Source organism: Actinoplanes siamensis (assembly GCF_016862395.1).
Classification (GTDB): Bacteria; Actinomycetota; Actinomycetes; order Mycobacteriales; family Micromonosporaceae; genus Actinoplanes; species Actinoplanes siamensis.
Genome location: NZ_BOMW01000051.1, coordinates 37041 through 51295 on the forward strand (window position 1 = coordinate 37041; position 14255 = coordinate 51295).

Genomic DNA, 14255 nt, shown 5'->3' on the forward strand with positions numbered 1-14255 from the left:
TGTCAGATTCTCGCCGCACTTCCGGCATTGCGGAAAGCGGCATTGCGGAAAGGAACATTCCGATGGCGAAGTTCATGGACGTCCACGACGGATTCTTCGACGTCACCGCGGAACAACTGAACGCGGAACACGACGCCGATCTGAAGATCGAGGGCGAGGAGGGCGTGCACTTCGAGCGCGCCTGGCTGGCCCCGGAGGCCGGGAAGGTGTTCTGCCTCAGCACCGGGCCCAGCAAGGAGGCCGTGATGCGCGTGCACGAGCGCGCCGGCCATCCGGCCAGCCAGGTCTTCGAGCTGACCGCCGAGGTGTGAGGCCGCCCGCCCGAGGTTGGTAAATAGCTGTTGCGCAACAGCTCTTTACTTTGCATGCTGAGGGCATGGCTGAGATTCGAGACGAGGCCACGCTCAAGGCCATCGCCCACCCGCTGCGCCGCCGCCTGCTCGACGCGCTGCGGGTGGACGGCCCCTCGATGCCGAGCGCCCTGGCCAGAGCCACCGGCCAGGCGGTCGCCAACGTCAGCCACCACCTGCGGGTGCTGGCCGACGCGGGGCTGATCGAGGAAGCGCCCGAGCTGGCCCGCAACCGCAAGGAACACTGGTGGCGGATGATCGACCAGCGGCTCAGCTGGAACCCGGCGGACTTCCCGCCGGAGGCCGCCGACGCCGCCGACGCGATCGGCCTGCAGCGGCAGATCGACCTGGTGCGCACCTGGCTGGGCAGCCCCGCCTCGCGCACCGAGCCGTGGGGCGACAGCGCGTTCTCCACCGACGGCTGGCTCCGGCTCTCCCCCGAGGAACTCGCCGAACTCGGTGCGGAGATCAACGCCCTGATCGCCCGTTTCCGCGACCGGCCGGAGCGCGCCGACCGGGAGCCGGTGTTCGTGCTGGGCCGCGGCTTCCCGGCGAGGCCGTGATGTCGCTCTTCCGGGACGGCGACTTCCGCAGGCTCTGGGGCGGTCTGACCGTCAGCAAGCTGGGCACCTCCGTCGCGAGCGTGGTGACCCCGCTGATCGCCGTCCAGGTGCTGGACGCCGGCGCGTTCACGGTCAGCCTGCTCACCGCCGCGGCCTGGCTGCCGTGGCTGCTGATCGGCCTGCCGGCCGGCGCGTGGGTCGACCGGATGGCCAAGCGCCCGGTGCTGCTGACCGCCGACGCGGCCAGTGCGCTGCTGGTCGCCAGCGTTCCGGTGACCGCCTGGCTGGGCCGTCTGACCGTCGCCCACCTACTCGCGGTCGCCCTGCTCACCGGGGTGGCCTCGGTGTTCTTCGAGATCGCGTACACCGGCTACCTGCCGGCCATGTTCCAGGCCGGCGACCTGGTGCAGGCCAACTCCCTGGCCCACGGCAGCGAGTCGGCGACACAGATCGCCGGCCCGGCCCTGGGCGGCGCGCTGGCCGCGGTGGCCGGCGCGGTCACCGGCCTGGTGATCGACGCCGCCAGCTTCGCCGCGTCGTTCCTCGGCCTGCTGCTCATCCGCCGCTCCGAGCGCCCCGTCGCCCATGTGCCACGGCAGGACATCACGCGCGAGATCCTCGCCGGGGTGCACTGGTTGGTCCACGATCCGTACCTGCGCAATCTGATGTCGCACGGCGCCGCGGCCAACCTGGCGCTGACCGGATACACCGCGCTGAACGTGGTCTTCCTGGTCCGCGACGTGGGCGTCGGCACCGGCACGGTGGGGCTGTTGCTGTCCGCCTCGGGACTGGGCGGCGTCGCCGCCGCTTTCGCGGTGCCCCTCCTGGTACGCCGGCACGGCGCGGCCCGCACCATGCGCTGGTGCAAAGCCGGTGCCGGGTTCTCCGCGCTGCTGATCCCGTGCACGACGGCCGGCTGGGGCCTGGCCCTGTTCGCGGCCGGGACAGCCCTGGTCGCCGCCCTGGTGGTGGTCGCCAACGTGATCACCGGCAGCTTCCGCCAGACCTATGTGCCCCCAGAGTTCCTGGGCCGCGTCCTCACCGGGATGCAGTTCGTCAACTACGGCACGATCCCGCTCGGCGCGGTCCTCGGCGGCATGCTGGCCACGGCGTACGGCAACCGCCTCACCGTCGCGGTGATGGCCGGAACCTATGCCCTCTCCGGACTGATCATCCTGCTCGGCCCGTTCCGGGGGCGCCGCGACCTTCCGGCGTCACCCACCTCTGAGGAGCGGGTACCGCCTCCTTCCACAGTTCACGGTCCCCGGCCCACCACCGAAGCCCGTTCGTAGCCGCCACACCTCCGCACCGTCTCCCCGGTTTTCTCATCCACCTTCGACGTCACAGCCGTGGCCACCACACCTGCGCACCGTCTCCCCGGTTCCCTCACCCACCTCCGACATCACGGCCGTAGCCATGGGCCAGGCAGCTTCCGATCGCCTCGTTTCCCGGACGCCACCCGGCAACAGCCCATGGCCACCTCCGGAGCGGCGCTTTCCACCGTTCGGTAATAGTCTGGGCGTCATGCGCATGGTGGCCCTTCTCGCAGTGGCCGCGCTGCTCGGCGCCTCCGCCTGCGGCTCGATCGACGACGATGCTCTCGCACCCGACACCGTCGAGGTGTTCACCTGGTGGGCCGAGGGCGGGGAGAAGGCCGGCCTCGACGCGCTGGTCAGCCGGTTCGGCACGGACTGCCCCGGCCAGCGCTTCGAGAACGGAGCGGTGGCCGGTGGCGCCGGTGTGAACGCCAAGCAGGAGCTCACCCAGCGCATGGCCCGCCACGACCCGCCGGACACCTTCCAGGCCCACGCCGGGGCGGAGATGACCGACTACATCGACGCGGGACAGGTCGAGGACCTGACCGCGTACTACGACAGTTGGGGCCTCCGTGACGTCCTCCCTTCGGGCCTGGTCGAGGATCTGACCGTCAACGGCAAGATCTTTTCGATCCCGGCCAACATCCACCGCGCCAACGTCGTCTGGACCAACCCGGCCGTGCTGGCCGACGCCGGAATCACCGCCCCGCCGAAGGACCTCGCCACCTTCGTCGCCGACCTGGCGAAACTGAAATTCGCAGGCGTCGAGGCCCCGCTCGCTCTGGGCCGCGACTGGACCCAGCTGATGCTTCTCGAAGCGGTCCTGATCAGCGACCTGGGCCCGGCCCGTTTCTCCGGTCTGTTCACCGGTGACACGGACTGGCGCGGCACCCCGGTGACCAAGGCGATCAACGACTTCACCGTCCTTCTCAACTACGGCAACCTGGATCGGGACACGCTCGACTGGCCCCAGGCCGAACGTCTGCTCATCGACGGCAAGGCCGGTTATCAGCTGATGGGCGACTGGGAAGCCGCCGACCTCACCGCCAAGGGCTTCCCGGGGTACGGCTGGTTCGCCTTCCCCGGCAACGGCAAGGCCTTCCAGTGGCTGGCCGACTCGTTCACCCTCTCCACCGGCGCCTCCAACCGCACCGGCACCGAGTGCTGGCTGAAGACCGTCGGCTCAGCAGCCGGCCAGCAGGCCTTCAACGCCGCCAAGGGCTCGATCCCGGCCCGCACCGACATCGTGTCCACTGGCTACTCCCCGTACCAGCAGTCCGCCATGGCCGATTGGAAGTCGGCCACCCCGGTACCGTCCTGTGCCCACGGCTCGGCTTGCTCCCAGCCCTGGCAGAGCGCGGTGAACGCGGCGCTGCGTGCCTACTCCACCAGCCGTGACCCCAAAACCCTCCAATCCGCCCTGGCCGAAGCCGCCAACCAGTTCATCCGCCGATAAGCCGCACCGACGCCACACGCCGGCCCGACAGTCTCCGGGCCGGCAAGCCTCAAGCGGCCAGGCTGCCCGCAGGCCTCAAGCCGTCAGACTCCAGGCCAGCGGGTCTCAGGCCGGCGGGCTGTCAGCAGGCTTCAAGCCGTCAGGTCACCAGCCTCAGCCGCCCTCGACCCCGCACCACGCGGGACAGCGATTCGGCCCGGCACGCCGATCAACGGCAGTCAGCTCCCCTCCTTTCGGGCCGAGAGCCCGCAGCGCGACGGCAGCGTCGTGCCGCACTTCGGCAGGGCTGCGGCCGGCGCGGCGAACCACAACCGGCGGCACTGTCCTGACGACCGCGGCGGTCCGGCGAGACATCACGCATCGGCCAGGAAACGCTCCAGAATCGTGCGGACCGACGTGGCCGGGTGGCCGGTGAGTTTCTCCAGGGCCGGATCGGTGACCGCGAACTCGCCGCGGCGGGCGGCGCGGAACATGCCCAGCATGAACTCCGCGGCGACCGGCGGGTAGCCACCATCGACGGCAGCGGCTTTCCACTCCTCGTCGCCGATGACGACCCGGGTGACGGTGCGGCCGGTGAGCTCGGTCAGCAGGCGCGCGACGTCGGCGAAGTCGAGCAACTCGGGGGCGGTCAGAGGAGGTGTCACGCCGTCCAGGGCGCCCTCCTCGGTCAGGGCGATCGCCGCGGCCTCGGCCAGGTCGGCGTGGTCGGTCCAGGAGAACGGGCCGTCCTGCGGCAGGAGCAGGCGGCCGGTCTGCAGGGCGTCGCCGATCTGCATGGGGATGGTATTGGTGTAGAAGCCGTTGCGCAGGGCGGTGAAGGGGACACCGGTGCCGGCCAGGTAGGCCTCGGTCGCTGCGTGCACCGGCTGCGCGCCGAACAGCGAATCCGGTGACGCGGCCTGGTGGCTGGTGTAGAGGATGCGCCTCGCTCCGGCGCGCTGGGCGGCGTCGATCGCGGCACGGTTGGCCACGAACGCGCCGTCTCCCCGGATCGCGGCCGAGATGACCAGGACCTGCTCGGCCGCTTCGAACGCATGCGCCAGCGCGGCGGGCTCGGTGAAGTCACCACGGCGGACACGCACCCCCCGCTCGGTTAGACCGGCGGCCTTGGCGGTGTCACGGACGCTCACCGCGACCCGCTCGGCTGGCACCCGCTCCAGCAGTTGGTCGACGATGCGCGACCCCAGGCGGCCGGTGGCTCCTGTCACGACGATCATGGCACTCCCTCGGTTATCGGCGGAACGCCCAAGACGTTATCACTGGAATTCCAGTGGAACGCAAGAGGTGATATCGTTGGTTCATGGTCGAGGAGTTCGAGGAAGAACCGCGCGGCGAGGTCCGCGCGATGCTCGTCGAAGCAGCGAGCCGGCTGCTTCGCGAGCAGGGCGCCCGCGCCGTCACCACGCGCGGGGTGGCGCAGGCCGCCGGCGTGCAGCCGCCGACGATCTATCGACACTTCCGCGACAAGGACGGTTTGCTCGACGCCCTGGCCGAGCACGTGATGGTGGAGTATGTGCACGCCAAGCCCAGTCCCGGGACTGACGACCCCTTGACCGAGCTGCGCGCCGGGTGGGATCAGCACATCGAGTTCGGCCTGGCCAACCCGGAGCTCTATCTGTTGATCAACACTCCGGGCCGGAAGTCACCAGCCACCGCCGCGGGGCGCGAGGTGCTGCACCACCGGGTCCACCGGCTGGCCGAGGCCGGCCTGCTGCGCGTCGACGAGGCGCACGCCGCCGAGATCATCCACGCTGCCGGCAGCGGCACGATCGTGGCCCTGCTGTCCCAGCCTCCGGCCACCCGCGATCTGTCCTTGGCCACGGCGATGTTCGACGCGGTCACCGCCGCCATCCTCACCGGCCGACCGGCCGCGGCCGAGCCCGGCGTGCTGCCACTGGCGGTGGCCTTCGCCACGGCGGTCGCCGACCTCCCCGGCCTGAGCCCCGCGGAGCGCACGCTCATGTCGGAGTGGCTCGCCCGAGCCATCGCCGAGTTGCAGAGCCGGACTTTCACCACCGGCTCACCACAGCCGGCGCAGGGGTTGATCCATGAATGATGAGAGACTGCTGTCCGTGAGCGATGCCTGGGATCCTCATGTGCACGTCGACGGCAACCTCGTGCGAGCGAGTAAGGACGTCCGGAATCTGCTGGCGTCCACGTTCGGGCTGGTCGCGGATCTGCCGGCGGAGGTGGAGACCGGGTGCGGGAGGCGGGTGGCCTTCGCGGCGACTTCGCCGCATCCGGAGCGGGTGACGTGCCTGCTGTGCCGGGAGTATGCGGGTGAGCAGCACCGGCAGTTCGCGGATCAACTGGAGTCGCTGTTCGGGATGTCGCCCGGGGCCGGTGTCGCGCCGGGGCTGAGCGTTTCAGCGGAGGACGCCGCGAAGGCCGTCGCCCTGCATCGCGACATCGCACGGCGGTTCGCGGGCGACGGATAGACGTCGCGCCCGGCAGCGGCGTTCGGGGCGTCGGTGGATGATGGACGGCATGGCCGAGGAGCGCATCGAGGCACAGCTGGAGAACGAGCCCGGAGGAGATCGGCTGCGAGCGAGCCGGCAGGCGGCGCGACGGGAACGAGGCCCGGGCGACGCGCGGCCAGAGGAAGACGCGAGCCAGGCGGGACCGAACGGAGCAGCGGGCCACGCGCCACCAGCGGGGGACGCGCGCCGCACGGCGGCGCAGGACGGCGTGGGCAAGGCTCCGGCCAAGAAGGACCCGGGGAGAGCGCGGCCGAAGGTGAGCCGCGGCAAGGCCGCCGAGCCGAAGGAAGAGCGCGACGGTGTGCCGCTGACCAACCTGGACCAGGAGATCTTTCCCGACGCCGGGGCTACCAAGCGCGACCTCGTCGACTACCTCGACGCCATGTCGGACCGCCTGATTCCGGTGCTGCGTGATCGGCCGCTGTCCGTGATCCGGGTGCTGCGCGGCCAGGACCAGTTCATGCAGAAGAACCTGCCGAAGTACACCCCGGACTGGATCCCGCGCACCACAGTGTGGGCCGAAGCCTCGCACCGCGAGGTGACCTACGCGCTGGGCAACGACCGGCGGACGCTGCTCTGGTTCGGCAACCAGCGGGCCGTCGAGTACCACCCGGCGCTGGCGCTGGCCGGGACGCCGCACCGGCAGACGCATCTGATCATGGACCTGGATCCACCGGACGGCGGCGGGTTCGAGCTCGCCGTGCTCGGCGCGCGGCTGGTCCGGGAGGCGCTGGCCGGGGCCGGGATGACCGGGGCCGTCAAGACCAGCGGGTCCAAGGGGGTGCACGTCTTCGTCCCACTGGCCGGTGACCCGGCGCCCGAGGACGTGGCCGCCGCCCAGCGCGCCGTCGCCGCCCGCGCCGAGCGGATCGATCCGGAGCGGGCCACCACCGCGTTCATCCGTGAGGACCGGCACGGCAAGGTGTTCCTCGACGCGACCCGGGCCGGCGGGGCCACTGTGGCCGCCGCCTACAGCCCCCGGATCCGGCCCGGCGTGCCGGTGTCGTTTCCGCTGGGCTGGGACGAGCTGGACGAGGTGACGCCTGGCGACTTCACCATCCGTACGGCAATCGAGATCTTGAAAGACGGCGATCCGTGGGCTTCCGGGATGCCGGCGCCGCAGACCCTCGACCCCGGGCTGATCGCGGAGGGGCACACCATCCCGGTGGCCCGGGTGCAGGCCATGCACGAGGGCAAGCGCCGGGCCAGGGCAAGACGCGAGGAGTCGGGAAGCTAGCGAACTCCGAAAGGGCACGACCGGCCGCATCGGCGGGCCGAGGCGAGACCCGAGAAGTCAGGAGGCCAGCGCGCTCCAGAACGGCACGGTCGGCCGCGCCCGCCGGTTCGCCGGCTCGCCCAGGCCGAACTCGCGGTGCAGCCAGTCCGCGAGGTCCACGCCGTAACACAGCACGTCTGTCTGGTAGATGGAGAGCACCGGATGGCCGGGGATGGCCGCCGGCAGATAGCGGTGCGCGTAGAGCGGGATCATCCGGGGCGCGATCATCAGCCCGGCGCGGGCCGTGGCCACCTTGTCGCCGAACGGGGCGCCCCACCCCTCGTACCAGAAATCATTTTCGGCCACGTCGAACAGCACTCCCTCGACCGGCGCGGTCAGCGAGGCGCGCAGCGCCGACCGGTCGCGACCGCGCCAGTCCGGCCATCCGATCCCGGTGGGCAGACCGGCCGCGAGGAACTCGCGATGGTCGGGAGCGAACGAGAAGCCGAACTCGGCTTCCAGGTCGGTGAGTTCACGATCGGTCAGGCCGGGCGCGATCGGGAAGCGGCCGGAGGCGGCGAGCAGTTCCGCGGCGGTCACCCGATCACCTTAACCGGCGGAACCGGAGACATCGAGCTCGGCAGAAGGCCGGTCACCGGGTCCGGCCGGCGAGGGTAACCGGTTTGCACCCGCGCGGTTCCTCATGACGGCGGACCAGCGCCCGATAGCCCGGTTGATCACAATTCGAGGCCGGAGGCGCCGGTATGACTCTCAACAATGCGGATGGATCCGTGGACACCCGCCGCTGGGTACGGGTCTGCGCCGCCGTGGCCGCCGTCCTCGCCGTCCTGGTCGTGCTGATCGGCGCGGAAGCGGGCGGGCCGGAGCTGACCAGGGACATCTCCACCTGGGCGCTCACCGTCTTCCCGCTGGCGGCGGCGGCCACCTGCCTGTGGCGTGCCGGGCTGTTCACCGGCCGGGCCCGCTGGGGTTGGGTGGTGCTCGCCGCGGGCATCGCGAGCTGGGGTCTCGGGCAGGCGTACACGCTGGCCCAGAGCTTCCCGTACGGCGGCAGTCTGGACGTCCCGTCCTGGGCGGACGCCGGCTACCTCGGCATGCTGCTGCTCGTCCCGCTCGGCCTGCTGATCCTGCCGAGCACGTCGCAGCCGCTGGCCAACCGGGCCCGCAGCGTGCTCGACGGGATGCTGGTGGCCGCCTCGCTGGTGCTGGTCGGCTGGGTGTTCGTGGTGGACCCGCGGATCCGGCCGGACGACCAGGGGATCGGGTTCTACCTGACCGTGCTCTACCCGCTCGGCGACATCGTGATCGCCACCATGATCGGGTACATGCTGCCGCAGCGGCGCGCGCTGTACCGCTGCTCGGCGGACCTGACGTTCTTCGGGCTCGGCGTGGCCGCCTTCGCGATCTCCGACATCGGTTACTGCTACCTCGGCATGATCCACCACTATCGGTCCGGATCAGCCGTCGACCTGGGCTGGATCATCGGGTTCGGCCTGGTCATCGTGGGCGCTACCCGGCCGCGCGACGCGGAGCCGCTGAAAAGCGAGTTCAGCCCGCGGATCCGGATGGGCGCCGTGATGCTGCCGTACGGGGCGGTCGCCGCGGCCCTGTTCTCGAGCGTGTCGTTCCACATCGTGAACGGCCACAGCCGCCCGTTCGTGGCGTACACCCACTCGGTCCTGATCCTGTTGCTGATCGGCCGTCAGGTGCTGACGCTGCTGGAGAACCGCGAGCTGACCCGCACCCTGGAGGACCGGGTCGAGGAACGGACCGCCGAGCTCCACGCTCGTGAGCAGCAGTTCCACGCCTTGATCCGGCACAGCTCGGACGTCGTCACGGTGATCGACACGGAGGGCCGGGTGACCTTCCAGAGCGAGTCGATGCTGCGGGTGTTCGGGTACCGGCCGGAGCTGTTCTGCGGCAAGCACTTCACCGAGCTGCTCGCTCCGGACGCGGCGGTCCGGCTGGACCAGGCGATGCGGCAGGTCGCGGTCCGGGCCTACAGCTCGGTCACGCTCGAGGTGGTGCACACGCACCGGGACGGCCGGAGCCGCCCGTCCGAGATGATCGTGACGAACCTGGTGGACGACCCGCACGTGGGCGGCTTCGTGCTGAACACCAGGGACATCAGCGAGCGCAAGGAGCTACAGGAGCAGCTGGTCCACGAGGCGTACCACGACTCGCTCACCCAGCTCGCCAACCGTGCGCTGTTCCGCGACCGGACCGCCGCCGCCCTGGCGCGGACCGCCGACCTGACCGTGCTGCACCTGGACCTGGACGGCTTCAAGCGGGTCAACGACAGTCTCGGCCACCTGGCCGGCGACCAGCTGCTGGTCGAGATCGCCGACCGGATCAAGGCCTGTGTCCGGGCCGAGGACCTGGTGGCCCGGTTCGGCGCCGACGAGTTCGCGGTGCTGATCGAATGCGCCGCCGGCGAGGAGGCGGAGTGCGTGGCCCGCCGCATCCTCGACGACCTGGACCTGCCGGTCGAGGTGGGTGCCCGGAACATCCACGTGCGGGCGAGCATCGGCCTGGCTCAGGCGTCGCTGCTGGCCGAGGAGGACGAGGACGGCGCGGAGCAGCTGCTGCGCAACGCCGACCTGGCCATGCACCATGCCAAGGCGACCGGGGGCAGCGTCTTCACCAGCTACCGCACGCAGATGCGGGACGGCCTGATCGAGCGCCTGGAGCTGGAGAACGACCTCCGCACCGCGTGCGAGAACCACCAGCTGCGCCTGTACTACCAGCCCACCGTCGACCTGGACACCAGCCAGGTGGTCGGTTTCGAGGCACTGGTCCGCTGGCCGCACCCGACCCGCGGCATGATCAACCCGCTGGACTTCATCCCGATCGCCGAGGCCACCGGCCTCATCGTGCCGCTCGGCCGGTGGGTCCTGGAGGAGGCCTGCCGCCAGGCGGTCCAGTGGAGCGAGGCCGCCGGCGGGCGCCCGCTGAAGATGTCGGTGAACGTCTCGGTCCGCCAGTTCGACCAGCCCGACTTCACCGAGACGGTGGCGGCGGTGCTGGCCGAGACCGGCATGCCTGCCGACCGGCTGTGCCTGGAGATGACCGAGTCGGTGCTGATGACCGACACCGAGGCCAACCTGGAGCAGTTGGTCCGGCTCAAGGCCCTGGGCATCACGCTGGCCATCGACGACTTCGGCACCGGCTACTCGTCGCTCGCCTACCTGCGCCGTTTCCCGGTGGACACCCTCAAGATCGACCGGTCGTTCGTCGAGCGCCTCGGCGTCCTGGCCGACGACACGGCGCTGACCGACACCATCGTCCGGCTCGGCAAGAGCCTGGGCATGGCCACGGTGGCCGAGGGCATCGAGGAGTTCGGGCAGCTCGCGGCGTTGCGCGAGATGGGTTGCGGCTTCGCCCAGGGTTACTACTTCTCGCGGCCGGTGCCGGCCGCCGAGGCCGGCCGCCTCTTCCTGGAGGGCGCCGACACCCCGGTGGAGACGTCTGCCTGACCGCTTCCGGGCCCGGCGTGGTCGCGCTTCGCCGATTGCCTGCCGGTACGGCGGAGCCGCGCCACCCCGGGTCACGGCCGGACGCGGGCGGGACGGGACGGGGCGGCGGGCGTACCGGGCGAGCGGGTTGCGGTCTTCTGGCTCTAGCCTTTTCGCATGCTGATCAGTTTCGGTTGTCCGGTGTCCGGTGCCTGGGCGCGCCCGGAAACACTGACGTCCATCGCGCGGCGGGCCGAGGAGCTCGGGTACCACGGGCTGTGGGCGTTCCAGCGGCTGCTCGCCGGCCGCGATCAGGAGCTGGCGCCGAGCTATCGGAGCGTGCTCGACCCGATCGTCGCGCTGACCTGGGCGGGGGCGGCGACCTCGCGGATCCGGCTGGGCGTCTCGGTGATCAACCTGCCGTACCTGGCGCCGGCCTACCTGGCCAAACAGGCGGGCACGCTGGACCGGCTCACCGGCGGTCGCTTCGACCTGGGGCTGGGCACCGGGTGGTCGGAGCCGGAGTTCGTGGCGACCAACGCCGATCCGAACCCGCGCGGTGCCCGGACCGAGGAGTATCTTGCCGTGCTGCGGACCCTGTTCGCGGACGGGGAGGCCGCGTTCGACGGGCGCTACTACCGCGTTCCGCCGAGCCGGATGCGGCCGCTCCCGGCCCAGGCGGGCGGGCCGCCGATCCTGCTCGGCGGCACCGCCGAGGTGGCGCTGCGGCGGGCCGGGCGACTCGCCGCCGGGTGGGTGAGCAGCAGCCGCGCGAGCCTCGCGGAGATCGAGCGCGGCGCCCGGGTGGTCCGGGAGGCGGCGGCCGAGGCCGGGAAGGACCCCGCCGCGGTACGGATCGTGGTCCGTGCCGTGGTCCATCCGGGTGACCAGAATCGGGAGGTGCCGCTGTCCGGTTCGTGGGCGGACATCCGCGCCGCGACCCGGCGGTACGCGGAGGCCGGCGCCACCGAGCTGTTCTACGAGCCCAACTGGGACCCGCGGATCGGCGGCCCGGACGCGGATCCGGCCGCGGCGGCCGAGCTGGGGGTGGAGATGATCGAGGCCCTGGCTCCGGATCACGGCGCCTGATTACCCTGACCGGGTGGATCAGCGCACTCCGACCGTCTACCGGACCCGCTCCTGGACGAACCGCAACCGGGCACTGATCGGCCTGGGCGGTCTCGCCCTCCTGCTCGCCGGTTACGGGATCGGCCGCTGGCAGGATACGCCGTCGTCGCCTCCGGCGGCGGCCGTCGTGCCGCCCTCGTCAGCGCCCGCGCCGGCCGCCCCCGAGGTCACGCCGACCACGCCGGCGCCCACCCCGGTGCGGTACCCGGTGCTGCAGGCCGAGGCGGCCGACGAGCTGGCCGGCATCCAGGCGCAGGACACCGAGGATTCCGGCGGCGGGCAGAACGTCGGCTGGATCAAGCGCGGTGACCACCTGCGGTTCGACGACTTCGTGTTCGGCGAGGTGCCGGCGGCGAAGGCGAAGTTCCGAGTCGCCTCCGAGGCCGGGGTATCCGGCCGGGTGCAGATCCGGCTGGACACCCCGGACGCCGACCCCGTCGGCGAGCTCTCGGTGAGCAACACCGGCGGGTGGCAGAAGTGGCGTACCGACGTCGCGGCGCTGACGGCGCCGGTGACCGGCACGCACACCGTCTACCTCACGTTCACCGCGCCGGACGACAGCGAGTTCATGAACATCAACTGGATCCAGTTCGATCACTGAGGCTCAGACCGCCACCTCGGTCCTGCGGGGCCCACGCTCCTCCAGGACCGGGATGCTGAGGGTGAGCACGCCCTGGTCGTAGCGGGCCTCCAGGCGGTCGGTGTCCAGCTTGTCGGAGAGCTGGACCTGGCGGCTGAAGACGCCCACCGAACGCTCGGCCATCACGTAGCGGACGCCGTCGCGCTCGGCGCGGGCGCGCTCGGCGCGGGCGCGCTCGGCGCGGACGGTAAGCACCTTGCCGTCCACGGTGATGTCGAGCGAGGCCGGGTCCACGCCGGGCAGGTCGATGTCGATGTAGAACGCGTCGCCCTCGCGGTACGCGTCGAGGCGCGCGCCGGCGGTCCGGTTCGAGCTCTCCAGGACCCGGGCGGTCAGCCGCTCGAGGTCGCGCACTGTCGGAGTGGTGAGCAACATGGGTGGTTCCTCGTTCCTTGCTTGAGCGTGGGTGACTCAAGTCTGAGAACCGGGAATCCCGGTCCGCGCTTCCCCCTCGGCAATGTGACAGGCGCTACCCGCGCGGTTCGAACATGTGTACTAAGCTGGGGCGCGTGATCATGCACGCCGACGCGGGCCCGCCCATCACGGCCGGGGTGGCGCGGTGACGCGGACGCGAGGCTGGTCCCGGACCGCGCGAGCGGCTCGCCCTCACACGGGGAAGGGCGAGCCGCTCGAGGCCGGCCGGGGGCGGTGCGGCAGACTCGGGGCGTGCGGAAGATCTACGTGATCGGGATCGGCGCGGGCGACCCGGACCATCTGACCCTGCAGGCGGCCAAGGCCATCGGCCGTACCAATGTGTTCTTCCTGCTGGACAAGGGCGAGGCCAAACAGAGCCTGATCGATCTGCGGGAACGCATCATCCGGGCGTACTCGCACCCGCACAAGCGGATCGTCGAGGGCCGCGACCCCGATCGGGACCGCACCCCGGCCGACTACACCGGGACGATCGCGGACTGGCGCAGCCGCCGCGCCCGGGTGATCGAGGACCTGATCGGCGAGCATCTGAAGGACGAGGAGATCGGCTCGTTCCTGGTCTGGGGCGATCCGGCGCTCTACGACTCGACGATCGCCATCCTCGAGGAGATCCTCGCCCGGCAGGAGACGACCTTCGCATACGAGGTGATTCCCGGCATCAGCAGCGTCTCCGCCCTCGCCGCCAAGCACCGGATCGGACTGAACCGGGTGGGGCAGCCGTTCCAGGTGACCACCGGGCGGCGGCTGGCCGAGGGGTGGCCCGAGGGCGCTGACGACGTGGTGGTGATGCTCGACGCGCAGCAGGCGTTCACGGCGTACCCGGATGCGGAGATCTACTGGGGCGCGTACGTCGGCACCGAGGACGAGTTGCTGGCCTCGGGGCGGGTGGCGGACGTCGCCGAACAGATCGTCACGACGCGCACCGAGGCTCGTCAGCGGCACGGCTGGATCATGGACACCTATCTGCTGCGGCGCGACCCGGCTTCCCCCCGACCCGACCCAGCTTCCCCTCGACCCGAGCGGGTCGACGGCGACTGAGCCGTCCGGACGGAGGACCGCGTCGACGGCGATGACGCGGCCGCCCCGACCGTGAAGGACAGGGCGATCCGCATTCCCGGCGGGGCGTGGACCAGGGCGGCGGGTGTGCCACCGGCAGGCGTCCCGGGTGGCATGCCGCGGAGAGCCGCACGGCACGCCG

The 14255-nt window shown here is 71.2% G+C and carries 14 protein-coding genes; 11 read left to right on the top strand and 3 right to left on the bottom strand.

What is annotated here, in order from left to right:
- Positions 1-62: 62 nt before the first annotated feature.
- From Asi03nite_RS25275 to Asi03nite_RS25290, 4 genes are all read left to right on the top strand, one after another.
- Positions 63-311 (top strand): SCO4226 family nickel-binding protein, encoded by a 249-nt coding sequence (locus tag Asi03nite_RS25275; RefSeq protein WP_203682949.1) that lies wholly within the window; start codon positions 63-65, stop codon positions 309-311.
- Between the two features lie 65 nt (positions 312-376).
- Positions 377-913 carry an ArsR/SmtB family transcription factor gene (locus tag Asi03nite_RS25280; RefSeq protein ID WP_203682950.1) on the top strand — a complete coding sequence of 179 codons (537 nt, stop codon included), beginning with the start codon at positions 377-379 and terminating at the stop codon, positions 911-913.
- The gene (locus tag Asi03nite_RS25285; RefSeq protein WP_203682951.1) at positions 913-2205 is read left to right on the top strand and encodes an MFS transporter; all 1293 of its coding nucleotides are present in this window, start codon (positions 913-915) and stop codon (positions 2203-2205) included. The genes Asi03nite_RS25280 and Asi03nite_RS25285 overlap by 1 nt, the downstream gene beginning before the upstream one ends.
- Positions 2206-2437: 232 nt before the next feature.
- Positions 2438-3685, top strand: coding sequence for an ABC transporter substrate-binding protein (locus Asi03nite_RS25290; RefSeq protein ID WP_203682952.1), 1248 nt, complete (start codon positions 2438-2440; stop codon positions 3683-3685).
- A 353-nt stretch (positions 3686-4038) separates the two neighbouring features.
- Here Asi03nite_RS25290 and Asi03nite_RS25295 read toward each other — a convergent pair whose 3' ends face one another.
- Complete coding sequence (locus Asi03nite_RS25295; RefSeq protein ID WP_203682953.1) at positions 4039-4902, bottom strand: NAD(P)H-binding protein; 864 nt, start codon at positions 4900-4902, stop codon at positions 4039-4041.
- 83 nt (positions 4903-4985) lie between these two features.
- Between Asi03nite_RS25295 and Asi03nite_RS25300 the strand changes: the two genes are divergently transcribed.
- From Asi03nite_RS25300 to Asi03nite_RS25310, 3 genes are all read left to right on the top strand, one after another.
- Positions 4986-5741 (top strand): TetR/AcrR family transcriptional regulator, encoded by a 756-nt coding sequence (locus Asi03nite_RS25300; protein ID WP_203682954.1) that lies wholly within the window; start codon positions 4986-4988, stop codon positions 5739-5741.
- Complete coding sequence (locus Asi03nite_RS25305) at positions 5734-6123, top strand: hypothetical protein (protein WP_239102911.1); 390 nt, start codon at positions 5734-5736, stop codon at positions 6121-6123. Before Asi03nite_RS25300 ends, Asi03nite_RS25305 begins: the two co-directional genes overlap by 8 nt.
- A 298-nt stretch (positions 6124-6421) precedes the next feature.
- A complete protein-coding gene (locus Asi03nite_RS25310) occupies positions 6422-7402 on the top strand; it encodes a DNA polymerase domain-containing protein (RefSeq protein WP_203682998.1) in 981 nt (326 codons plus the stop codon).
- 57 nt (positions 7403-7459) lie between these two features.
- On the opposite strand, the gene Asi03nite_RS25315 is transcribed toward Asi03nite_RS25310, so the two are convergent.
- Positions 7460-7981 (bottom strand): hypothetical protein, encoded by a 522-nt coding sequence (locus tag Asi03nite_RS25315; protein ID WP_203682955.1) that lies wholly within the window; start codon positions 7979-7981, stop codon positions 7460-7462.
- Positions 7982-8145: 164 nt separating this feature from the next.
- Here Asi03nite_RS25315 and Asi03nite_RS25320 point away from each other — a divergent pair, with 164 nt between their 5' ends.
- The 3 genes from Asi03nite_RS25320 (at position 8146) to Asi03nite_RS25330 (ending at position 12586) form a co-directional block, all read left to right on the top strand.
- Positions 8146-10878, top strand: coding sequence for a putative bifunctional diguanylate cyclase/phosphodiesterase (locus Asi03nite_RS25320; RefSeq protein ID WP_203682956.1), 2733 nt, complete (start codon positions 8146-8148; stop codon positions 10876-10878).
- Between the two features lie 156 nt (positions 10879-11034).
- Positions 11035-11946, top strand: coding sequence for a TIGR03619 family F420-dependent LLM class oxidoreductase (locus Asi03nite_RS25325; RefSeq protein ID WP_203682957.1), 912 nt, complete (start codon positions 11035-11037; stop codon positions 11944-11946).
- Between the two features lie 13 nt (positions 11947-11959).
- The gene (locus Asi03nite_RS25330; RefSeq protein WP_203682958.1) at positions 11960-12586 is read left to right on the top strand and encodes a carbohydrate-binding protein; all 627 of its coding nucleotides are present in this window, start codon (positions 11960-11962) and stop codon (positions 12584-12586) included.
- Positions 12587-12589: 3 nt separating this feature from the next.
- On the opposite strand, the gene Asi03nite_RS25335 is transcribed toward Asi03nite_RS25330, so the two are convergent.
- On the bottom strand, positions 12590-13000 hold the full coding sequence (locus tag Asi03nite_RS25335) for an Hsp20/alpha crystallin family protein (RefSeq protein ID WP_203682959.1): 411 nt from the start codon (positions 12998-13000) through the stop codon (positions 12590-12592).
- A 291-nt stretch (positions 13001-13291) separates the two neighbouring features.
- On the opposite strand from Asi03nite_RS25335, the gene cobF reads away from it, so the two are divergent.
- Positions 13292-14095 (top strand): precorrin-6A synthase (deacetylating), encoded by an 804-nt coding sequence (cobF, locus tag Asi03nite_RS25340; RefSeq protein WP_203682960.1) that lies wholly within the window; start codon positions 13292-13294, stop codon positions 14093-14095.
- Positions 14096-14255 lie beyond the last annotated feature (160 nt).

Coding starts and splice junctions, on each gene's coding strand:
- Asi03nite_RS25275 (WP_203682949.1), top strand. CDS start 63: ATGGCGAAGTTCATGGACGTCCACGACGGATTCTTCGACGTCACCGCG.
- Asi03nite_RS25280 (WP_203682950.1), top strand. CDS start 377: ATGGCTGAGATTCGAGACGAGGCCACGCTCAAGGCCATCGCCCACCCG.
- Asi03nite_RS25285 (WP_203682951.1), top strand. CDS start 913: ATGTCGCTCTTCCGGGACGGCGACTTCCGCAGGCTCTGGGGCGGTCTG.
- Asi03nite_RS25290 (WP_203682952.1), top strand. CDS start 2,438: ATGCGCATGGTGGCCCTTCTCGCAGTGGCCGCGCTGCTCGGCGCCTCC.
- Asi03nite_RS25295 (WP_203682953.1), bottom strand. CDS start 4,902: ATGATCGTCGTGACAGGAGCCACCGGCCGCCTGGGGTCGCGCATCGTC.
- Asi03nite_RS25300 (WP_203682954.1), top strand. CDS start 4,986: ATGGTCGAGGAGTTCGAGGAAGAACCGCGCGGCGAGGTCCGCGCGATG.
- Asi03nite_RS25305 (WP_239102911.1), top strand. CDS start 5,734: ATGAATGATGAGAGACTGCTGTCCGTGAGCGATGCCTGGGATCCTCAT.
- Asi03nite_RS25320 (WP_203682956.1), top strand. CDS start 8,146: ATGACTCTCAACAATGCGGATGGATCCGTGGACACCCGCCGCTGGGTA.
- Asi03nite_RS25325 (WP_203682957.1), top strand. CDS start 11,035: ATGCTGATCAGTTTCGGTTGTCCGGTGTCCGGTGCCTGGGCGCGCCCG.
- Asi03nite_RS25335 (WP_203682959.1), bottom strand. CDS start 13,000: ATGTTGCTCACCACTCCGACAGTGCGCGACCTCGAGCGGCTGACCGCC.